Raw genomic sequence first — 22,438 nt, 5'->3', positions numbered from 1 at the left:
TGTTAGAATAACTTTTCAAATTGAAGGACAGAGGTAGACAAGGAGAATCGCAATGGTAGAATTGGGAATTTCAACGTTTGGGGAAACAACAGAGCTTGAAGGGACTGGGCAAACTTACAGTCATGCCGAACGCATTCGTCAGTTGGTGGCAGAGATTGAACTGGCTGATAAGGTTGGTTTGGACGTGTATGGGATTGGTGAGCACCATCGAGAGGATTTTGCAGTATCAGCCCCAGAGATTATTTTGGCAGCTGGGGCAGTCAATACCAAGAAAATCCGTTTGACCAGTGCAGTCAGCATTCTCTCGAGCATGGACCCCATTCGTTTGTTTCAACAGTATGCCACTATTGATGCTTTGTCAAATGGCCGTGCAGAGATTATGGCTGGGAGAGGCTCTTTTACGGAATCATTTCCCTTGTTTGGCTATGACTTGAAAGACTACGAAGCCCTCTTTGATGAGAAATTAGACTTGCTTCAATTAGTCAATGAAAAGACTAAGTTAGACTGGCAAGGTCGATTGACCCAAACAATTTCTGGTAAAGAAGTTTATCCTCGTCCAGTTCAGGACAAATTGCCCTTGTGGATAGCGACAGGTGGTCATGTTGAATCAACAGTGAAGATTGCTCAGGCGGGGCTGCCGATTGTCTATGCCATTATTGGTGGCAATCCGTGTTATTTTAAAAAGTTGATTCAGGCTTATCGTGAGATTGGGAGTGAAGCGGGCCATGCCGCATGAACAAGTCCTGAGAACTATTGAACTCTTCGGCATACAAGTTGCACCCAAAGTACGGGCTTATTTTGCCATGAAAGAGGCTTATACTCAATGAAAATCAAAGAGCAAACTAGGAAGCTAGCCTCAGGCTGCTCAAAACAGTGTTTTGAGGTTGCAGATGGAAGCTGACGTGGTTTGAATTTGATTTTCGAAGAGTATTAATAAAAAATCCTAATCAAGCTTATTAGGACGACAAATATTGTATAAAAATCAATCCCCCGAGCGTTAAGGCTTGGGGGATAGTTCTATAGGAGGGCTAGTTTAGTTCTCTTTTTTGTTTTTTAGCAAGAACCCGAGACCTAGAAGAGCAAGGAGACTAATTCCTGCAAACAGGAGTTTGTGATCATTTTTGGTTCCTGTATTTGGTAGTTCAGCTTGTGAATCAGCTGTAGCTTGGTTAGGTTTATTTTCTGCATCAGCTACTTTTGTATCTGGTTTTGCAGAATCAGGTTTAGTTTGTGGAGCTGGAGTTTGATGTTCTGGTTTGACTACTCGGTTTGACATATTGTCTTGGCTGTTATTTTGCCCTTGTTCTTGTTTTAAGCTAGAAAGGTCAAATTCTGGTTTTTCTTCCACAGCTGGGGCAACGATGGCACCGCCTTGAGCGATTCGAAGAACAGTGGCAGTAAGGGCATTTAATTTCAATCCTTTTTCAGTCCATTCAAGGCCTTGAGGGTTGGCAATTCCTACTGGTCCTGCTTGGTTTTCATCTGCCAAAACTTCAGCATTTCTGAGGTGGTCGAAGGCAGTTCCCAAATTAAATTCGCGAGCTTTTTCGTCCGCATTGACAAAGACTGCGTAGATATCACCGTTTGGAGCAGTGATTTGGTAACCGATCACTACATCCTCTTTCTCCACACCATTTTGACCTGGGACAGTGATGAGGCGAATACGGTCTTTGATATCTTGAAGACTCTTAAGTCGGAAGGCATCTGTAGATTGACGAAGGGCAATCAACCCTTTCATATAGTCACGGCTCTTGACATTTTCAGGATATGCTTTTCCATCTGTAGCCTTAGTCCAGTCAAACTTGTTAATAGCATCACTCGAATCGTAAGAGTCATGGATGAAGTAAGGATAGTCAAATGGATTGCCGTCCTTATCACGCAACAAGTGAGATTTGTTTGGTTGTTTGTCCTCTGCTACTGGAGTCTTGTAGGCTGGGTCACGGAATTGTTTGGTACGACCATATTCCTGACCAGAGTGGATAAATGGAGTTCCTTGAGCTGTCAAGACCATGAGGTTTCCAAGTCGCAAACGACGGTGAATTTCAGCATAGTTCTCAGCTTTGCTTGGATCTTTTTTGATAGATTGGGCGATGATGTCAAAGAGGGTCAAGTTATCATGGGCTGCGATGTATTGGATGACATCTCCAGGGCTGTCTGCTTCAAAGTTAGTTGGTTGAGCAATCAGATTTTTAAAGATAGTGTTGATATCACGCTTACCACCTGTAATAAAGGCAGGTTGACCTTCGTTTGGATAACCAGACTTGAGGTTGTTACGGATGTCATCTGAGAAGACTGCGACAGTATCGGTATGTTTCATCCAATCTTGGTCAGCAGCTCTAGTAGGCATGTTTTCATCACCAGCATAGGTTCTCCAACCTTCACCCAGCATGATTAGATTTGGATTGAGGGCGCGTGCAGCCTTGTAAGCTTCTTCGATAGAAGCGGCATCATGGTCTCCCATCATATCGAAACGGAATCCATCAACTTTGTAGGTATCAACTAGATACTTGATAGAATCAACTAGGAGGCGTTTGGTCATATAGTGAGTTGTCCCCAAACGTCCACCACCAAAGCTAGTTCGAGGTGTTCCATCAGCATCCATAAAATGGTAGTAATTTGGCTCTAAATCTTCAAAGATATCGACTTTAGCTGTGTGGTTATAAACGACATCTAGGATAGCTCCCATGCCACGTTTGTGGATTTCGTTGATGAGGTTTTTAAATTCTGCGATTCGTTTTTCTGGATTCTTAGGATCGCTTGAATACATACCAGTCAAGGAGAAGTAGTTTTGAGGGTCATATCCCCAGTTGTAGTTGCTGTTGCTTGAAGCATAGTCAGATAAGCGTTCGTGGTTCTTCAACTCATTGACAAAGTAGTAAGACAAGACTGGAAGGAGCTGGATGTGGGTTACACCCAAGTTTTTGAGGTAGTCTAGTTTTTCGATAAAGGCTTCAAAGGTACCAAATGGCTTAGTCAAATCTTTTGCGATGGCAGGATCTGAAGTGAAGTCACGCACATGAGCTTCATAGATGACAGCATCTTCGCGCGATTTGAAGTTGCGAATCTTACCATAAGTCAAGTCTTGAGGTCCTAGTTTAGCTGGATCTACAAAGGCAGCTTTAGCCACTTTATGGGCATCGTCAATCTTGGCATCGTCACTATTCCAAGCAGCGAGGGATTTAGCGTAAGGATCGAGTGCAAGAACAGTTTTACCTTGGCGCTCGATTTGGTAGTGGTAGTAGTAGCCAGTGTAATTGCTGATGCCGAGACCAGAGTTTTCATTCAGAGTTTGTTTCCAGGTTCCTTTTTCACCTTTTTCAAGAGCGACAGTTCCAACCACTTTTTCAGGGTTATTCTTGTCGTAGACAACAACAGAAACCTTATCAGAACTTGGTGACCATAGAGTTAAATCAACCTGTTTTCCTTCTTCTTTGAGGTCAGCTCCAAGTTTACCATCATAGCTGTAAGTCTCATCTTTAAGACGCCAGCTTGTTTTGGTAGTGAATTTGTCAGAGTTGTAGCTAACGGTATAAGGATGTTTTGTGTCAGAGAAATCTCCGCTGTAGGTCACTTTCTTACCAGCCTCATCGATTGTAACATCAGTGATAGTTACTTTGTTTCCTAGATGATTAGTGATGCTGGAGTGTTTGAGGATATCTTCTTTTTTAGCACCGACAAGTGTTGAAAAACTACTTTCAATGCTAGAAGTTCCTACGTGTTGAGCTCCTGTCATGCGGATATCGTGCACATAGTAGGGGTTGGTGTAGATGGTTTCATCATCATCTTTTAGGAAAATTTGGCTATGATTTTTCAAATCTGTGAACTTATAATCTTCTTTACGGATTTTCACATCGTCTCCTTGTTTGCTTCTGTCTAGTAATAAAAATCCAAGGTCTTTAGCTGCATCTTTGAGTGGAATATCAATATAGCGACCATATTTGCCTGTAGCCGTAAAGTCTGCTCCGTTAGGCCATTCACCACTACTTGGATTTTTCACATCTCCCCAGTACCAGAGAGATTTCTTGTCATAGTTGCCATCTGTACGGTAGTAGTTGACGCGAATAGTTCCTGCAGGTTGTGGCTCGTAAGAGAAAACCTTGTGATCTTGGTCCAACCAAGCCTCATTCATCTTTGGTGACAGTTTTTCTACCGATTTATCGCCGGTTAGATTTTTCCCAGCTGTATTATTGATGAGGAAGCTAATTTTCTTGGCTTGTTCTCCCTTTAATTTGACATCTAGGTAGTAGCCATAGTCATCTTTTTTGGCATCCTTGAAGGACAAGGCTCCGTTTGGCCAATTTTCAGATGGTTTTTCAACATCGTCCCAAGTCCATAGTCCTTGAGCATCCTTGTTTTCTTCAGGAAGCTTTTTGACATGGATACGGAAGTAGTTGTCTTCTATTGGCTCTTCTGCCTTAGTTTCAGTCGTTACTGGACTCGTAGAAGTAGTTGGCTCATTGGAACGATCTTGCCCGGTTTGTGGTGCGGAATCGGCGGGAGTTGCAGCCGGAGTGGGTGCCTCTGTTGCAGGTTGTTTTTCTTCTTTTTTCTCTAGGGAAGCGTTTGCATTTTCTGACGAAGAAATATCACTTTCCTTCTTACCAGAGCTCGGTGCTGTATCAGTAAGAGGTTGGGCAATGACAGTAGTAGTTTCACTATTACTTGCATTAGTGGTTGGTGTATTTTCGTTGGCTGAGATAGTTGGTGTAGCCATGGCAAGCAGAACAAGGCTTGCTCCAATGAGGACAGAACCAGTTCCATTTTTGAGGGAACGGATGCTGTAAACCATTTTTTTCTCAGTGTGAGATGGTGTTTTTCTCATAATCATTCTCCAATCAATAAATTTCTATATCAGTATAGCACTTAGTAAAAGAATATGCAAGCGTTTTCCTAAAATTAAACTAAAAGAAAAATCGCAACAAATTTTGTTACGATTTAGCCAGTCTTTCTTTATGAATTTGAGAAGCCATCAGGTGGAGGTGGTAAAATAGTTCTGCTGTAGAGAAATTACGACTGTAGATAAGTGGTTTAGGAGAGTTGGTGACAGGAAAGGTAGTGATAACAATATCGTGAGGGATTTGATTGAGAACTGAGAAAGAAATCGTAGATTCTTCCCAAGAATCAAATAGATAGAGATTGTTGCCGTAGTGAGTTAGAGTATCGATTAGGCTTTGTGCATGATGGCTATCCAGATGACTAATAACCAAAACGCGTATTTTGGGAAGTTTTTGAAGCAGTTGGACTAAAATCCGATGCCCTTGGATTGTGAAGGTGTAGATCATCTCTTGTAGCTTACTTGACTTATTGTTTAGCCCCATCTCAGTCAAATAAGATTGGAATTTGAGTTGACTGACTTCAAATAGTTTTGGAAATTCTGCTTGATAATTGCTTAAAATCTGGGATTTCTGTCTGTCGAGAGACTGGTTACTGAGCAAATGGAAGAAATCAGATTGGGCAGTGTAGTGGAGGAACCAAATCAATTCCTCGCGATTTTCAATCTGTAGGTGAAATTCTTTAGCTAGTTCTTCTAAAATTTTGCTCAATAAACGGTAGGATTTTTGGATATGATGAATATCGCCCAGTGCTCCATTGTTAGCATTGTCTGTAATTTTAGGAGATTTGATTGGGTTTGAAAATAGCTGTTCCAGTGTTTCCTTTGTCGGTTCAAAATGGAGTTTTCTAGCCAGCTTTTTGATATCTTGTTCAAACTGCGGAATTTGCATGAGAGAACTGTAGTGACTAGTTAAAAGGGGAGTAGGATTTTTAATCAAGTATCTCTTATTAAACCGCTCTAGATTGATAGCTAGGGTATATTTGATTTGCCGTAAGCTACTGAGGTTGGGTGAAACTTGTTGGGCGTCCAAAAATAGCTGAATCAAGTGAGTGAGTGATTCTTCAGAAATAGAAGGGAAGGGCCAATCAAGAAAGTCGTAACTTTGGCTAAAGTAGTCTAGATAAAAGGCACGAATGTCCTCTTCTGTTCCCTCCATGACTAAAGGGGAAAGTTGGATGCTGATGCCATAATGTTGTGGAAGTTTAGTATTTAGATGCTGGATGATTTCCTGAACTCGTTCGCAGCTCATTACAAGTTCTTGACACATTTGCTCGAGTGATTGTCCCTCATTGAAAAATAACTGGTTCAAAAAAGAATAGGTTTCAGATTGTTTAAAAATCGCAATCCTGGAATCCAAGGTGTTTTGGAAGTCAAACTGCAACTGAATGCCTTTTTTTCTTGATTGAAGCAGGAGGTTTGGAAATAATTGTTCAAGCTCAAAAAGGTGTTCTTGCAATTCTTCTATTGAAAAATTCAGCTTCTTAGCTAAGTCTAGAATTTCTATCCAATCATGGTGTTTGGTTAATTCTTCCAGTAAGAATAGCAAATGTTGTTCAGTCTTAGAAAGCAAGATATTCATCATAAATCTCCCTATATATTTATACATATATATTAAAAGAAAAGCCTAGTAAAGTCAAGAAAAACAGCCTAAGATAAAATAGGAGAATCGTAATTTACTATATTTTTGTGAACTACTAAGCTGAAAATGAAATTTGCAAAGTGAAAGTTGAATTTAATTTTTTATAGGAAAAGATTTTGTCAAAAATTCGTTAATCCCCTTGAAAAATCTAGCTAAATAGGGTATAATAAAAACAATCATTTGTCGTAGGTTTTGTCTGAAATATTGTCCAGACAAGGCTCACAGCAGTTAAATCTTCTGAAAAAGTCGGATTTAGCTGCTCTTTTTGTGCTTTTTTTCAGGGTTTTGCGTGTTTGTAACAAAGACTTAAAGATTCTGAAAATTTATCAAGAGGACACGGTGATAAGGGTTTTTAAAACCATATGACGATTAGAAAAGCCTGATCGACAAGGCTTGGAACTTATTTACAAAGGAGAATCATCTTGGCAGGACATGACGTTCAATACGGGAAACATCGTACCCGTCGTAGTTTTTCAAGAATCAAAGAAGTTCTTGACTTACCAAATTTGATTGAAATTCAAACTGACTCATTCAAAGATTTCCTAGACCACGGTCTGAAGGAAGTATTTGAAGATGTATTGCCAATTTCAAACTTCACAGACACAATGGAGTTGGAATTTGTTGGATATGAAATCAAGGAACCAAAATATACGCTAGAAGAAGCTCGTATCCACGATGCTAGCTACTCAGCACCAATTTTTGTAACCTTCCGCTTGATTAATAAAGAAACAGGCGAAATCAAGACCCAAGAAGTTTTCTTTGGTGATTTCCCAATTATGACAGAAATGGGTACTTTCATCATCAATGGTGGTGAACGTATCATCGTATCTCAGTTGGTCCGCTCACCAGGTGTTTACTTTAATGACAAAGTTGATAAAAACGGTAAAGTGGGCTATGGTTCAACTGTTATCCCTAACCGTGGAGCTTGGTTGGAACTTGAAAGCGACTCAAAAGACATCGCCTACACTCGTATCGACCGTACTCGTAAGATTCCATTTACAACCTTGGTTCGTGCGCTTGGTTTCTCAGGAGATGATGAAATCTTTGATATCTTTGGTGATAGCGAATTGGTTCGCAACACTGTTGAAAAAGATATCCACAAGAACCCAATGGACTCTCGAACAGACGAAGCTTTGAAAGAAATTTACGAACGCCTTCGTCCAGGTGAGCCTAAGACTGCTGAAAGCTCACGTAGCTTGCTTGTGGCTCGTTTCTTTGACCCACGCCGCTATGACTTGGCAGCAGTTGGTCGTTACAAAATCAATAAAAAACTCAATGTCAAAACACGCTTGCTCAACCAAACCATTGCCGAACCATTGGTAGACCCTGAAACAGGAGAAATCTTGGTAGAAGCTGGTACAATCATGACTCGTAGCGTGATTGAAAGTATTGAAAGCCATTTAGATGGAGACTTGAACAAGATTGTTTACATTCCAAATGATGCAGCCGTTGTGACTGAGCCTGTTGTTCTTCAAAAGTTCAAGGTTGTTGCACCAACTGACCCAGACCGTGTTGTAACTATTATTGGTAATGCTAACCCAGATGACAAGGTTCGTATCGTTACTCCTGCAGATATCCTTGCAGAGATGAGCTACTTCCTCAACTTGGCTGAAGGACTTGGCCGTGTAGATGATATCGACCACCTTGGAAACCGTCGTATCCGTGCGGTTGGAGAATTGCTTGCCAACCAAGTACGCCTTGGACTTTCTCGTATGGAACGTAATGTCCGTGAACGTATGTCTGTTCAGGACAACGAAGTCTTGACACCACAACAAATTATCAACATTCGTCCTGTAACAGCTGCGGTTAAAGAATTCTTTGGTTCTTCACAGTTGTCACAGTTCATGGACCAACACAACCCGCTTTCTGAGTTGTCTCACAAACGCCGTTTGTCAGCCTTAGGACCTGGTGGTTTGACACGTGACCGTGCTGGATATGAAGTACGTGACGTGCACTACACTCACTATGGCCGTATGTGTCCAATCGAGACACCTGAAGGACCTAACATCGGTTTGATTAACAACTTGTCATCATACGGACACTTGAACAAGTATGGTTTTGTTCAAACACCATACCGTAAGGTTGACCGTGAAACAGGTGTTGTCACAAACGAAATTGTTTGGTTGACAGCCGATGAAGAAGATGAATTCACTGTAGCACAGGCTAATTCTCGTCTGAATGAAGATGGAACTTTTGCTGAAAAAGTTGTCATGGGACGTCACCAAGGGGTCAACCAAGAGTATCCATCTAATGTTGTTGACTACATGGACGTATCACCAAAACAGGTAGTTGCCGTTGCGACAGCATGTATTCCTTTCTTGGAAAACGATGACTCCAACCGTGCCCTCATGGGAGCCAACATGCAACGTCAGGCTGTGCCATTGATTGATCCAAAAGCACCTTACGTTGGTACTGGTATGGAATACCAAGCAGCCCATGATTCTGGAGCGGCTGTAATTGCTCAGTATGATGGTAAAGTTACTTACGCAGATGCTGACAAGGTAGAGGTTCGTCGTGAAGATGGTTCATTGGACGTTTACCACATCCAAAAATTCCGTCGTTCAAACTCAGGTACTGCTTACAACCAACGTACTCTTGTAAAAGTTGGCGATGTCGTTGAAAAAGGCGATTTCATCGCTGACGGACCTTCTATGGAAAATGGGGAAATGGCACTTGGACAAAACCCAATCGTTGCCTACATGACTTGGGAAGGTTACAACTTCGAGGATGCCGTTATCATGAGCGAACGCTTGGTGAAAGACGATGTTTATACATCTGTTCACCTTGAAGAATACGAATCAGAAACACGCGATACAAAGCTTGGGCCTGAAGAAATTACGCGTGAAATTCCAAACGTTGGGGAGGATGCTCTTAAAGACCTTGACGAAATGGGTATTATCCGCATAGGTGCTGAGGTTAAAGAAGGCGATATTCTTGTAGGTAAAGTAACACCTAAGGGTGAGAAAGACCTTTCAGCTGAAGAACGTCTCTTGCACGCTATCTTCGGAGATAAATCTCGTGAAGTGCGTGATACTTCTCTTCGTGTACCACACGGTGCCGATGGTGTTGTTCGTGATGTTAAGATCTTTACACGTGCAAATGGAGACGAGTTGCAATCAGGTGTCAACATGCTGGTTCGTGTCTACATCGCTCAAAAACGTAAGATCAAGGTCGGAGATAAGATGGCCGGACGTCACGGAAACAAAGGGGTTGTCTCTCGTATCGTTCCTGTAGAAGACATGCCTTACCTTCCAGATGGGACTCCAGTCGATATCATGCTTAACCCACTTGGGGTACCATCACGTATGAATATCGGTCAGGTTATGGAGCTTCACCTTGGTATGGCTGCTCGTACTCTTGGTATTCACATCGCAACACCAGTCTTTGACGGAGCAAGTTCTGAAGACCTTTGGTCAACTGTTAAAGAAGCAGGTATGGATAGCGATGCCAAAACAATCCTTTACGATGGACGTACTGGGGAACCGTTTGATAACCGTGTTTCTGTCGGAGTCATGTACATGATCAAACTTCACCACATGGTTGACGATAAATTGCACGCGCGTTCTGTCGGACCTTACTCAACTGTTACCCAACAACCACTCGGAGGTAAAGCTCAGTTTGGAGGACAACGTTTTGGTGAGATGGAGGTTTGGGCTCTTGAAGCCTATGGTGCGTCAAATGTTCTTCAAGAAATCTTGACTTACAAGTCTGACGATATCAACGGACGTTTGAAAGCCTATGAAGCTATTACAAAAGGAAAACCAATTCCAAAACCAGGTGTTCCAGAATCCTTCCGAGTTCTTGTCAAAGAATTGCAATCTCTTGGTCTTGACATGCGTGTCCTAGACGAAGATGACCAAGAAGTGGAACTTCGCGACTTGGATGAAGGAATGGACGAAGATGTCATCCACGTAGATGACCTTGAAAAAGCCCGCGAAAAAGCAGCACAAGAGGCTAAAGCAGCCTTTGAAGCTGAAGAAGCTGAGAAAGCAACAAAAGCGGAAGCAACAGAAGAAGCTGCTGAATAAGAAAAAGCAGTTCACTTAGAATAGAAAGGGAAGAAATAGTGGTTGATGTAAATCGTTTTAAAAGTATGCAAATCACCCTAGCTTCTCCAAGTAAAGTCCGTTCATGGTCTTATGGAGAAGTAAAAAAACCTGAAACAATCAATTACCGTACCTTGAAACCAGAACGTGAAGGTCTCTTTGATGAAGTTATCTTTGGACCTACAAAAGACTGGGAATGTGCTTGTGGTAAGTACAAACGCATTCGTTACAGAGGAATTGTTTGTGACCGTTGTGGGGTTGAAGTAACGCGTACGAAAGTTCGTCGTGAGCGTATGGGACATATCGAATTGAAAGCTCCTGTATCTCACATCTGGTACTTCAAGGGGATTCCAAGCCGTATGGGCTTGACCCTTGATATGAGCCCTCGTGCTCTCGAGGAAGTTATCTACTTTGCGGCTTATGTGGTGATTGATCCTAAGGATACCCCACTTGAGCACAAGTCTATCATGACAGAGCGCGAATACCGTGAGCGCTTGCGTGAGTATGGTTATGGATCATTCGTTGCCAAAATGGGTGCCGAAGCTATCCAAGACCTTTTGAAACAAGTAGATCTTGAAAAAGAAATTGCTGAACTCAAAGAAGAGTTGAAAACAGCTACTGGACAAAAGCGTGTCAAAGCCATCCGTCGTTTGGATGTTTTGGATGCCTTTTACAAATCTGGAAACAAACCTGAATGGATGATTCTCAACATCCTTCCAGTTATTCCACCAGATCTTCGTCCAATGTTGCAGTTGGATGGTGGCCGTTTTGCCTCATCTGACTTGAACGATCTTTACCGCCGTGTTATCAACCGTAACAACCGTTTGGCTCGTTTGCTTGAGTTGAATGCACCAGGTATCATCGTTCAAAATGAGAAGCGTATGCTTCAAGAAGCAGTTGACGCTTTGATTGACAATGGTCGTCGTGGTCGTCCAATCACAGGACCAGGTAGCCGTCCATTGAAATCATTGAGCCACATGCTTAAAGGTAAACAAGGACGCTTCCGTCAAAACTTGCTCGGTAAACGTGTTGACTTCTCAGGACGTTCTGTTATCGCCGTTGGTCCAACTCTTAAGATGTACCAATGTGGTGTGCCACGTGAAATGGCGATCGAGCTCTTTAAACCATTCGTGATGCGTGAAATTGTTGCCCGTGATATCGTGCAAAACGTCAAAGCTGCTAAACGCTTGGTGGAACGCGGAGATGAGCGTATCTGGGATATTCTTGAAGAAGTGATTAAAGAACACCCAGTGCTTTTGAACCGCGCACCGACCCTTCACCGTTTGGGTATCCAAGCTTTCGAGCCGGTCTTGATTGATGGTAAGGCCCTTCGCTTGCACCCACTTGTCTGTGAAGCCTACAATGCCGACTTTGACGGGGACCAAATGGCCATCCACGTACCACTTTCAGAAGAAGCCCAAGCAGAAGCTCGTATCCTCATGCTAGCTGCTGAGCACATCTTGAACCCGAAAGATGGTAAACCAGTTGTTACTCCATCTCAGGACATGGTTTTGGGTAACTACTACTTGACCATGGAAGAAGCTGGTCGTGAAGGTGAAGGAATGGTCTTCAAAGACCGTGACGAAGCAGTTATGGCTTACCGTAATGGTTATGTTCACCTTCACTCACGTGTTGGTATCGCAACAGACAGCCTCAACAAACCTTGGACAGAAGAGCAAAAACACAAGGTCTTGCTTACAACAGTTGGTAAAATCCTCTTCAACGACATCATGCCAGAGGGTCTACCATACTTGCAAGAACCAAACAATGCCAACTTGACAGAAGGCGTTCCAGCTAAATACTTCTTGCCACTTGGTGGAGATATCAAGGAAGCTATCAACAATCTTGAACTTAACCCTCCATTCAAGAAGAAAAACCTTGGAAATATCATCGCTGAAATCTTCAAACGTTTCCGTACGACAGAAACTTCTGCCCTACTTGACCGTATGAAGAACCTCGGTTACCACCACTCAACTCTTGCAGGATTGACAGTGGGTATTGCCGATATCCCAGTCGTTGATGACAAGGCTGAAATCATTGAAGAATCACACAAACGTGTAGAACAAATCACAAAACAATTCCGTCGTGGTATGATCACAGACGACGAGCGTTATAATGCTGTTACAGCTGAATGGCGTGCTGCCCGTGAAAAACTAGAGAAACGCTTGATTGCCAACCAAGATCCTAAGAACCCAATCGTTATGATGATGGACTCTGGAGCCCGTGGTAACATCTCAAACTTCTCACAACTTGCCGGAATGCGTGGTCTGATGGCAGCTCCGAACGGACGTATCATGGAATTGCCAATCCTTTCAAACTTCCGCGAAGGTTTGTCAGTACTCGAAATGTTCTTCTCAACTCACGGTGCGCGTAAAGGTATGACCGATACGGCCCTTAAGACAGCCGACTCAGGTTACTTGACTCGTCGTTTGGTTGACGTTGCCCAAGACGTTATCATCCGTGAGGACGACTGTGGAACAGACCGTGGTCTCCTTATCCGTTCTATCGCAGAAGGAAAAGAGATGATCGAGTCTCTAGAAGAACGTCTCAACGGTCGTTACACTAAGAAAACCGTTAAACATCCAGAAACTGGTGCAGTGATTATCGGTCCAAATGAGTTGATTACAGAAGACAAGGCGCGTGAAATTGTCAATGCTGGTGTGGAAGAAGTGACTATCCGCTCTGTATTTACATGTAACACTCGTCATGGTGTATGCCGTCACTGTTATGGTATCAACTTGGCGACTGGTGATGCGGTTGAAGTTGGTGAAGCAGTTGGTACAATCGCTGCCCAATCTATCGGGGAACCTGGTACACAGCTTACAATGCGTACCTTCCACACGGGTGGGGTTGCCTCAAATACCGATATCACTCAGGGTCTTCCTCGTGTCCAAGAAATCTTTGAAGCCCGCAATCCTAAAGGGGAAGCGGTTATCACAGAGGTTAAAGGACAAGTTACTGCTATCGAAGAAGATGCATCAACTCGTACTAAGAAAGTCTTTGTTAAGGGTGAAACTGGCGAAGGTGAGTACGTCGTTCCATTTACAGCTCGTATGCGTGTTGAGGTTGGAGACCAAGTAGCGCGTGGTGCTGCTTTGACAGAAGGTTCTATCCAACCAAAACGTCTCCTTGCAGTTCGTGATGTCTTGTCAGTTGAAACTTATCTTCTCGGTGAAGTGCAAAAAGTTTACCGTAGCCAAGGGGTAGAAATCGGTGACAAACACATCGAGGTAATGGTTCGTCAAATGATCCGTAAAGTTCGTGTCATGGATCCAGGTGACACAGATCTTCTCATGGGTACCCTCATGGATATCAATGACTTTACAGATGCCAACAAAGATGTTCTTATCGCAGGTGGAGTTCCAGCGACAGGTCGCCCAGTTCTTATGGGAATTACCAAAGCCTCACTTGAAACAAACAGTTTCTTGTCAGCGGCTTCCTTCCAGGAAACAACTCGTGTCCTTACTGACGCAGCTATCCGTGGTAAGAAAGACCATCTCCTTGGACTTAAAGAAAATGTTATCATCGGTAAGATCATCCCAGCAGGTACTGGTATGGCCCGTTACCGTAACCTTGAACCACAAGCTATCAACGAAGAAGAATACCTTAATCCTCCAGTAGAGGAAGAAGGAAATGAAGAAACAACAGAAGTAGTTGTGGATACTGTCGTTGAAACTGTGGAAGAAACAGTAGAATAAAAGAGAATGAGAGAGCCTTCGGGTTCTCTTTCTATTTTCTGAAAACTTTCTCCATTTTTCCATGAAATGTGGTAAAATAAAAGAAAGAAGCTGACAAAGGAGACGGGTATGGAACAAACATTTTTTATCATTAAACCAGACGGTGTAAAAAGAGGATTAGTGGGTGAGGTGTTGAAACGCATCGAACAACGTGGATTGACAATCGAAAAATTGGAGTTGCGTACAAAGGTTTCAGAAGAGTTGATTGACCAGCACTATCAGAACTTGGTTGACCAAAGTTTTTACCCACCGATTCGTGAATTCATGACTTCAGGACCAGTTCTTGTAGGTATCATTTCTGGTCCCAAAGTAATTGAAACTTGGCGGACCATGATGGGTGCTACTCGTCCAGAAGAAGCTTTACCAGGAACTATTCGAGGTGATTTTGCAAAAGCTGCTGGAGAAAACCAAGCTATTCAAAATGTTGTGCATGGTTCAGATTCAGAAGAGTCAGCTGAGCGAGAGATAGCACTTTGGTTTTAGGGAAAATAGCAAAAAGTTTGATGTAAGGGATACTTGCATCAAACTTTTTTGCATTTTAGACTAGAAAACTGACAGTTGAGAAATATTCTAGCAATGGTGTGTATTTCTAGCATATAATAAGAACAAGTAAGGGAGGAAGAATGATGGAAAGAATGAAAAAGCAAATTAGAGCTTTGTTATTGCTGACGCTTTTTGGACTTAGTGGCTGTTCTTGCATAAGTTTATCGACTTGGTCCTTGATGTTAAATCAAAACTGTTTCTATTATTTAGTGGGTATGTTGCTACTTGCGAGTATTGGGGCAGGGCTAAACTATTATAGAGGGCAGCGAAATCAACATTATTCAGTTTTTAAAGAAGATAGACAACAATTCTTGTATAGCCTGTTGCTCTTAGTAAATATTTTGGGTTTAGCTTTAATTGTCATAGAACATATCCTTGCAGGAAATACATCCGTAGAAGGGGGTGTGGAAGCCTTTCTACCGAGTTTCTTTTTCTTATTTGGTATTGATTTGTTAGTTTTTCTGCCGATTCAGAAGTATGTAAATGGATTGAAAAAGATTTTTGGAAAGAAGGAAATGTGTTTTATTAGTGGATTAGCTATTCTAATCTTTCTCAGAAATCCTTGGATGCTATTATCCATGATCTTTTATATTGCCTTGGGAATGCTATTTCTAGAACTGTTGGTGCCAAAAGTCATTCGTTGGGAAGTTTCATTTTACAGTCATTTGATGAGAGATATCTTGTTAGTTGTCTTTTTACTGTTCCTATTTTAAGATCATAACAAGGACTGGCTCAAGTTTTTAATTCATAATATGGAATTCAGAGATAATACCTAGACAAAGAACAAGTTTTTGGTATAATAGAAACATGTACACTAAAAACGAAGAAGAGTTACAGTCCTTAGGGGAACGTTTGGGCTATTTATTAGAAAAGAATGATGTCTTAATTCTAACTGGAGAACTTGGAGCAGGCAAAACGACCTTTACAAAAGGTCTTGCTAAAGGACTACAGATTACTCAGATGATTAAGAGTCCAACCTACACTATCGTAAGAGAGTATGAAGGTCGTCTTCCTCTTTATCATTTAGATGTTTACCGCATTGAGGGGGATGCTGATTCTATTGATTTAGATGAGTTTCTCTTTGGTGGCGGGGTGACTGTCATCGAGTGGGGACATCTTTTAGGTGATGCCTTACCAGATACTTATTTAGAATTGGAAATTCTAAAAGAAGAAGACGGTCGCAGGCTGAATTTCCAAGCAAAGGGTTTACGTGCAGAAAAACTCTTAGAGGAGCTTCAACATGGAGTATGAGTTGCTCATTAGGGAAGCAGAAGTTGAAGATGCGGCTGAGTTAGTATCATTTTTAAATCGTGTCAGTGTAGAAACAGATTTTACCAGTCTGGACAGGGATGGCATTTTGATGACAGATACTGAGATGGAGTTGTTTGTGGATAAACAGGCTCATTCAGAAAATCAAATCACTTTACTAGCCTTGCTGAATGATGAAATTGCTGGTATTGTAAATATTACAGCTGAGCAGCGCAAGAGAGTTCGGCATATTGGAGATCTCTTCATTGTGATTGGTAAGAAGTATTGGAATAATGGACTGGGGAGTTTGTTACTTGAAGAAGTTGTAGAATGGGCGCAGGCTAGTGGCATTCTTCGTAGACTTCAACTCACTGTCCAAACTCGTAATCAGGCTGCAGTTCATTTATATCAAAAGAATGGTTTTGTCATTGAAGGTAGACAAGATCGCGGTGCGTACATAGAAGAAGGGAAATTTATAGATGTTTACCTGATGGGTAGACTGATAGATTGATAGTAATATGGTTAAAAAAATTATTGGAATGGTGCTAGCTTTTCTAGCTGTGACAGTTTTGGGTGTCGGTGTTTTTGCTTATACCATTTATCAGCAAGGCACACAAACCTTATCAAAGACCTATAAAAAAATAGGGGAAGAAACCAATGTTATTGAGGCGACTGAACCCTTAACGATCCTTTTAATGGGGGTTGATACTGGAAACGTAGAACGAACTGACCCTTGGGAGGGAAATAGTGATTCCATGATTCTCTTAACGGTTAATCCGCATACGAAAAAAACAACGATGTTGAGTTTGGAACGTGATATCTTGACTAAAATTCAGCATAAAGATGGTCAAATCGAAGAAGCTAAACTAAATGCCGCCTACGCTGGTGGTGGTGCGGAATTGGCAATCTCAACTATCCAGAAAATGATGAATATTCATATCGATCGTTACGTTATGGTGAATATGCAGGGGCTGCAACAATTGGTTGATGCAGTTGGCGGGGTGACTGTAAATAATACACTCGGTTTTCCAATTTCGATTACTGACCAGGAAGAATTTAATAAAATTTCCATTGGTGTTGGACAGCAAACTCTAAATGGTGAAGAAGCGCTTGTTTATTCTCGCATGCGCTACCAAGATCCAGAAGGGGACTACGGACGTCAGAAGCGTCAGCGTGAAGTCATTCAAAAGGTTGTTGAAAAAGTTCTTAGCTTGAATAGTGTTAGTCACTATCAGTCTATATTAAAAGCCCTAAGTACCAATATGCAAACCAACATTGATTTATCAGCGAAAAGTATTCCACAATTACTTGGTTATCAAGATTCCTTCAAGAATATTGAAACACATCAATTGCGAGGAGAAGATGCTGAACTGCAGGGCATTTCTTACCAGATTGTTACAACTGAGCATATGTTAGAAATGCAAAATCTCTTACGTCGTTCACTAGGTAAAGAGGAAGTAACTGAAGTAGAAACCAATGCTGTGTTATACGAAGCAATTCTTGGAAGAACTGCTACACCAACGAATGCTTCAAGTGTAGAAATAGAACAAAATTAATAATGAAATCGTGGGAAATTTCCTGCGATTTTTTCAAAAAAATACGAATAGATAGGTAGGAGGAAACATGAAAGCAGAAATCATTGCTGTTGGAACAGAGATTTTGACAGGACAGATTGTCAATACCAATGCTCAGTTTTTATCGGAAAAACTAGCAGAGATTGGAGTAGATGTTTATTTTCAGACGGCTGTAGGAGACAATGAAGCTCGTCTCTTGTCTTTGCTTGAGATTGCCAGTCAACGTAGTAGTCTACTGATTTTGACAGGCGGTTTGGGGCCAACTGAGGACGATTTGACCAAACAAACCCTAGCTAAATTTTTAGGGAAAGAATTAGTCTTTGATCCTCAGGCGCAGGAGAAGTTGGATGTCTTTTTTGACCAGAGACCAGACTATGCCCGAACACCGAATAACGAAAGACAAGCTCAAATTGTAGAGGGAGCGACTCCGCTGCCAAACGAAACAGGACTGGCAGTAGGAGGAATCTTAGAAGTGGACGGAGTGACCTATGTCGTCCTTCCTGGACCACCAAGTGAATTGAAACCCATGGTCTTAAACCAACTTCTACCCAAGTTGATGACAGGGAGCAAGTTGTATTCCCGAGTTCTTCGTTTCTTTGGAATTGGCGAGAGTCAGTTGGTGACCATTTTGGCTGATTTGATTGCCAATCAAACAGATCCGACCTTAGCACCTTATGCCAAGACAGGAGAAGTCACTCTGCGTCTGTCTACAAAAGCTAGCATCCAAGAAGAGGCGAATCAAGCGCTGGATATCTTGGAAAATCAAATCTTAGGTCGCCAGACCTTTGAAGGCCTTTCTTTACGAGACCTTTGTTATGGTTATGGGGAAGAAACTAGTTTAGCTAGCATTGTGGTAGAAGAACTGAAAAAACAAGGGAAAACCATCACGGCTGCAGAGAGTTTGACGGCAGGACTTTTCCAAGCTAGGGTAGCGGATTTTTCGGGTGCTTCAAGTATATTTAAGGGTGGTTTTGTAACCTATAGTCTGGAGGAAAAATCAAAGATGTTGGATATTCCTGTCAAGGATTTGGAAGAACAGGGTGTGGTGTCTGAATATACAGCCCAGAAGATGGCTGAGCAGGCACGTATCAAGACTCAATCTGATTTTGGCCTTAGTTTGACTGGAGTGGCAGGACCAGATAGCCTAGAAGGACATCCAGCTGGGACAGTCTTCATAGGCTTGGCTCAAGAGCAAGGAACTGAGGTCATCAAGGTTAATATTGGAGGTAGAAGTCGAGCAGATGTACGTCACATTGCGGTTATGCATGCCTTTAACCTAGTTCGCAAGGCTTTATTAAGTGACTAACTTTTGATATAATAGTAGATAGGTCTGAGGACCATTAGAATGTAGGAGAATAGAATGGCGAAAAAACCAAAAAAATTAGATGAAATTTCAAAAAAATTCGGGGCAGAACGTGAAAAAGCCTTGAATGACGCTCTTAAATTGATTGAGAAAGACTTTGGTAAGGGTTCAATCATGCGTTTGGGTGAACGTGCCGAGCAAAAGGTACAAGTGATGAGTTCCGGTTCCTTGGCTCTTGATATTGCCCTTGGTTCAGGTGGTTATCCTAAGGGACGTATCATCGAAATCTATGGACCAGAGTCATCTGGTAAGACAACAGTTGCCCTTCATGCAGTTGCGCAAGCGCAAAAAGAAGGTGGGATTGCAGCCTTTATTGATGCGGAGCATGCCCTTGACCCAGCTTATGCTGCGGCTCTTGGGGTCAATATTGACGAATTACTCTTGTCTCAACCAGACTCAGGAGAGCAAGGTCTTGAAATTGCAGGAAAATTGATTGACTCAGGTGCTGTGGACCTTGTCGTAGTCGACTCCGTTGCGGCCCTTGTTCCTCGTGCGGAAATTGATGGAGATATCGGAGATAGCCACGTTGGTTTGCAGGCTCGTATGATGAGTCAAGCCATGCGTAAACTTGGTGCTTCTATCAATAAAACCAAAACAATTGCCATCTTTATCAACCAATTGCGTGAAAAAGTTGGGGTCATGTTTGGAAATCCAGAAACAACTCCTGGTGGACGTGCTCTGAAATTCTACGCTTCAGTGCGTTTGGATGTTCGTGGAAGCACACAAATCAAGGGAACTGGTGACCAGAAAGACACCAATGTCGGTAAGGAAACTAAGATTAAGGTCGTGAAAAACAAGGTGGCTCCGCCATTTAAGGAAGCCTTCGTTGAAATCATGTACGGAGAAGGGATTTCTAAGACAGGTGAGCTTTTGAAGATTGCAAGCGATTTGGATATCATCAAAAAAGCAGGAGCTTGGTACTCTTACAAGGATGAGAAAATCGGGCAAGGCTCTGAAAATGCTAAGAAATACTTGGCAGATAATCCAGAAATCTTTGATGAAATTGACCATCAAGTGCGTGTTCAATTTGGTTTGATTGATGGAGAAGAAGCTTCTGTAGAAGGTGTTGAAACTAAAAAAGATGACGTAGTTCAAGCAGATTCTGTGAATGAAGAAGTGACACTTGACCTAGGCGACGAACTTGAAATCGAAATTGAAGAATAAGCTGTTAAAGTAGTGGAGAAATTCACTGCTTTTTCATTGTCTAGTTCTGGCATAGTTTGCTGTTTCTTGTCGCTCCTCTAGAAAGCTGATATAATAGCCTTATGAATAAAAAACGAACAGTGGACCTGATACATGGTCCTATTCTCCCCTCACTTTTGAGTTTTGCCTTTCCAATCTTGCTGTCCAATATTTTTCAACAGCTCTATAATACTGCTGATGTCTTGATCGTTGGGCGTTTTCTTGGCCAAGATTCCTTGGCAGCAGTAGGGGCGACAACTGCCATTTTTGACTTGATTATAGGCTTTACACTTGGTGTCGGAAATGGTATGGGGATTGTCATTGCCCGCTATTATGGGGCTCGAAATTTTACAAAAATCAAGGAAGCGGTAGCAGCAACCTGGATCCTAGGTGCTCTTTTGAGCATTGTAGTGATGCTACTGGGCTTTTTTGGATTGTATCCTCTCTTGCAATACTTAGATACCCCTGCAGAAATCCTTCCGCAGTCCTATCAATATATATCTATGATTGTGACCTGTGTCGGTGTCAGCTTTGCCTATAATCTCTTTGCAGGCTTGTTGCGGTCTATTGGGGACAGTCTAGCAGCCCTTGGCTTTCTGATTTTCTCTGCCTTGGTCAATGTGGTTCTGGATCTCTATTTCATTACGCAACTGCATCTGGGAGTTCAATCTGCGGGCCTTGCTACCATCATTTCGCAAGGCTTATCAGCGGTTCTCTGCTTTTACTATATTCGTAAGAGTGTTCCAAAACTTCTACCTAAGCTGAAACATTTCAAATGGAACAAGGCCCTGTACGCGGATCTTTTGGAGCAAGGTTTGGCTATGGGCTTGATGAGTTCTATTGTATCTATCGGTAGTGTGATTTTACAGTCTTCTGTTAATACCTTTGGTGCCGTGATTATTAGTGCCCAGACGGCGGCTCGACGCATTATGGCCTTCGCCCTTCTTCCTATGACTGCTATTTCTGCTTCGATGACAACTTTTGCTTCGCAGAATCTTGGTGCTAAGAGACCAGACCGCATTGTTCAAGGACTTCGAATCGGCAGTCGTTTAAGTATGTCATGGGCAGGCTTTATCTGTGTCTTTCTATTTTTTGCCAGTCCAGCCTTGGTTTCCTTCTTGGCCAGTTCGACGGATGGTTACTTGGTAGAAAATGGTAGTCTGTACTTGCAAATCAGCTCAGCCTTTTATCCTATTTTGAGTCTCTTGTTGATTTATCGCAATTGCTTGCAGGGCTTGGGGCAAAAGGTCCTTCCTCTGGTTTCCAGCTTTATAGAACTAATCGGGAAAATCGTTTTTGTGGTCTTGATTATTCCTTGGGCAGGCTATAGAGGAGTTATACTTTGTGAACCCCTTATCTGGGTTGCTATGACCGTTCAACTCTACTTTTCACTGTTCCGTCATCCTTTGATAAAAGAAGGCAAGGCTATCTTGGCAGCCAAAGTATCATCCTAGCTGTATTTGCTAAATAAAATCTATTTCCTCTAGTGAAAATCGAAAAAACTTGTGTTATAATAAGAAAGATTAAAATGTGAAAAAAGGAGATTCCTAATGGGACGTAAATGGGCCAATATCGTAGCCAAGAAAACGGCTAAAGATGGAGCTAACTCTAAAGTATATGCAAAATTTGGTGTAGAAATCTATGTAGCAGCTAAAAAAGGTGATCCAGACCCAGAATCAAACACTGCTTTGAAATTCGTTATCGACCGTGCTAAACAAGCCCAAGTGCCAAAACACGTTATCGATAAAGCGATTGATAAAGCAAAAGGAAACACAGACGAAACCTTTACAGAAGGACGTTACGAAGGTTTTGGACCAAATGGTTCTATGCTGATCGTTGATACCTTGACTTCTAACGTTAACCGTACCGCAGCCAATGTCCGTGCTGCCTTTGGTAAAAACGGTGGAAACATGGGTGCTTCAGGTTCTGTTTCTTACCTCTTTGACAATAAGGGGGTTATTGTATTTGCTGGCGAAGATGCGGATGCAGTCTTTGAGCAATTGCTAGAAGCAGATGTGGATGTGGACGATGTAGAAGCAGAGGAAGGAACAATCACTGTTTACACAGCTCCAACTGACCTTCATAAGGCTATTGTTGCCCTTCGTGAGTCAGGTATCGAAGAATTCCAAGTGACTGAATTGGAAATGATTCCTCAGTCAGAAGTGGAATTGTCAGGCGAAGACCTTGAAACTTTTGAAAAACTTTACAGCGTCCTTGAGGACGACGAAGACGTACAAAAGATCTACACAAACGTAGATGGATTCTAATTTAA

The 22,438-nt window shown here is 42.1% G+C and carries 13 protein-coding genes and 1 pseudogene; 12 read left to right on the top strand and 2 right to left on the bottom strand.

The genetic code is table 11. The features are described from left to right. Positions 1 to 52 precede the first annotated feature (52 nt). Positions 53 to 827: pseudogene (locus tag N8M66_RS03760) on the top strand (LLM class flavin-dependent oxidoreductase). Between the two features lie 206 nt (positions 828 to 1,033). Here the strand turns inward: N8M66_RS03760 and N8M66_RS03755 are convergent. Together N8M66_RS03755 and N8M66_RS03750 are read right to left on the bottom strand one after the other, a co-directional pair. Beyond that, the gene (locus N8M66_RS03755; protein WP_261045750.1) at positions 1,034 to 4,822 is read right to left on the bottom strand and encodes a pullulanase; all 3,789 of its coding nucleotides are present in this window, start codon (positions 4,820 to 4,822) and stop codon (positions 1,034 to 1,036) included. 106 nt (positions 4,823 to 4,928) lie between these two features. Further along, complete coding sequence (locus N8M66_RS03750; RefSeq protein ID WP_261045937.1) at positions 4,929 to 6,413, bottom strand: M protein trans-acting positive regulator PRD domain-containing protein; 1,485 nt, start codon at positions 6,411 to 6,413, stop codon at positions 4,929 to 4,931. A gap of 482 nt (positions 6,414 to 6,895) precedes the next feature. Here N8M66_RS03750 and rpoB point away from each other — a divergent pair, with 482 nt between their 5' ends. The 11 genes from rpoB to N8M66_RS03695 all read left to right on the top strand — a co-directional run bounded on the left by rpoB (position 6,896) and on the right by N8M66_RS03695 (position 22,433). Further along, complete coding sequence (gene rpoB / locus N8M66_RS03745; RefSeq protein WP_261045749.1) at positions 6,896 to 10,501, top strand: DNA-directed RNA polymerase subunit beta; 3,606 nt, start codon at positions 6,896 to 6,898, stop codon at positions 10,499 to 10,501. A 38-nt stretch (positions 10,502 to 10,539) separates the two neighbouring features. Further along, positions 10,540 to 14,217 carry a DNA-directed RNA polymerase subunit beta' gene (gene rpoC / locus N8M66_RS03740; protein WP_169435146.1) on the top strand — a complete coding sequence of 1,226 codons (3,678 nt, stop codon included), beginning with the start codon at positions 10,540 to 10,542 and terminating at the stop codon, positions 14,215 to 14,217. 108 nt (positions 14,218 to 14,325) lie between these two features. After that, positions 14,326 to 14,739, top strand: coding sequence for a nucleoside-diphosphate kinase (gene ndk, locus N8M66_RS03735; RefSeq protein WP_261045747.1), 414 nt, complete (start codon positions 14,326 to 14,328; stop codon positions 14,737 to 14,739). A 140-nt stretch (positions 14,740 to 14,879) separates the two neighbouring features. Beyond that, on the top strand, positions 14,880 to 15,512 hold the full coding sequence (locus tag N8M66_RS03730) for a competence protein (protein ID WP_261045745.1): 633 nt from the start codon (positions 14,880 to 14,882) through the stop codon (positions 15,510 to 15,512). Between the two features lie 94 nt (positions 15,513 to 15,606). Continuing rightward, a complete protein-coding gene (gene tsaE, locus N8M66_RS03725; protein WP_049487427.1) occupies positions 15,607 to 16,050 on the top strand; it encodes a tRNA (adenosine(37)-N6)-threonylcarbamoyltransferase complex ATPase subunit type 1 TsaE in 444 nt (147 codons plus the stop codon). Continuing rightward, on the top strand, positions 16,040 to 16,558 hold the full coding sequence (locus N8M66_RS03720) for a GNAT family N-acetyltransferase (protein ID WP_261045740.1): 519 nt from the start codon (positions 16,040 to 16,042) through the stop codon (positions 16,556 to 16,558). The genes tsaE and N8M66_RS03720 overlap by 11 nt, the downstream gene beginning before the upstream one ends. A 7-nt stretch (positions 16,559 to 16,565) precedes the next feature. After that, entirely contained in the window at positions 16,566 to 17,603 is a 1,038-nt protein-coding gene (gene brpA, locus N8M66_RS03715; RefSeq protein WP_261045739.1) for a biofilm formation/cell division transcriptional regulator BrpA, read from the top strand. Between the two features lie 67 nt (positions 17,604 to 17,670). Beyond that, on the top strand, positions 17,671 to 18,927 hold the full coding sequence (locus N8M66_RS03710) for a competence/damage-inducible protein A (protein WP_261045737.1): 1,257 nt from the start codon (positions 17,671 to 17,673) through the stop codon (positions 18,925 to 18,927). Positions 18,928 to 18,981: 54 nt separating this feature from the next. Further along, on the top strand, positions 18,982 to 20,148 hold the full coding sequence (gene recA, locus N8M66_RS03705) for a recombinase RecA (RefSeq protein WP_084953511.1): 1,167 nt from the start codon (positions 18,982 to 18,984) through the stop codon (positions 20,146 to 20,148). Between the two features lie 101 nt (positions 20,149 to 20,249). Then, positions 20,250 to 21,620, top strand: a complete 1,371-nt coding sequence (locus N8M66_RS03700; protein WP_261045732.1) for an MATE family efflux transporter — start codon at positions 20,250 to 20,252, stop codon at positions 21,618 to 21,620. Positions 21,621 to 21,716: 96 nt separating this feature from the next. Beyond that, entirely contained in the window at positions 21,717 to 22,433 is a 717-nt protein-coding gene (locus N8M66_RS03695) for a YebC/PmpR family DNA-binding transcriptional regulator (RefSeq protein ID WP_000532894.1), read from the top strand. The last annotated feature ends 5 nt before the right edge of the window (positions 22,434 to 22,438 follow it).

The sequence above is a fragment of the Streptococcus mitis genome (assembly GCF_946188585.1).
Taxonomy (GTDB): Bacteria; Bacillota; Bacilli; order Lactobacillales; family Streptococcaceae; genus Streptococcus; species Streptococcus mitis_DG.
This window is presented reverse-complemented; position numbering and strand designations above follow the sequence as displayed.

Bases quoted from the DNA above. Each gene is read 5' to 3' on its own strand.
- N8M66_RS03755 (WP_261045750.1), bottom strand. From the start codon at position 4,822: ATGAGAAAAACACCATCTCACACTGAGAAAAAAATGGTTTACAGCATC.
- N8M66_RS03750 (WP_261045937.1), bottom strand. From the start codon at position 6,413: ATGAATATCTTGCTTTCTAAGACTGAACAACATTTGCTATTCTTACTG.
- ndk (WP_261045747.1), top strand. From the start codon at position 14,326: ATGGAACAAACATTTTTTATCATTAAACCAGACGGTGTAAAAAGAGGA.
- N8M66_RS03730 (WP_261045745.1), top strand. From the start codon at position 14,880: ATGATGGAAAGAATGAAAAAGCAAATTAGAGCTTTGTTATTGCTGACG.
- tsaE (WP_049487427.1), top strand. From the start codon at position 15,607: ATGTACACTAAAAACGAAGAAGAGTTACAGTCCTTAGGGGAACGTTTG.
- N8M66_RS03720 (WP_261045740.1), top strand. From the start codon at position 16,040: ATGGAGTATGAGTTGCTCATTAGGGAAGCAGAAGTTGAAGATGCGGCT.
- brpA (WP_261045739.1), top strand. From the start codon at position 16,566: ATGGTTAAAAAAATTATTGGAATGGTGCTAGCTTTTCTAGCTGTGACA.
- N8M66_RS03710 (WP_261045737.1), top strand. From the start codon at position 17,671: ATGAAAGCAGAAATCATTGCTGTTGGAACAGAGATTTTGACAGGACAG.
- recA (WP_084953511.1), top strand. From the start codon at position 18,982: ATGGCGAAAAAACCAAAAAAATTAGATGAAATTTCAAAAAAATTCGGG.
- N8M66_RS03700 (WP_261045732.1), top strand. From the start codon at position 20,250: ATGAATAAAAAACGAACAGTGGACCTGATACATGGTCCTATTCTCCCC.
- N8M66_RS03695 (WP_000532894.1), top strand. From the start codon at position 21,717: ATGGGACGTAAATGGGCCAATATCGTAGCCAAGAAAACGGCTAAAGAT.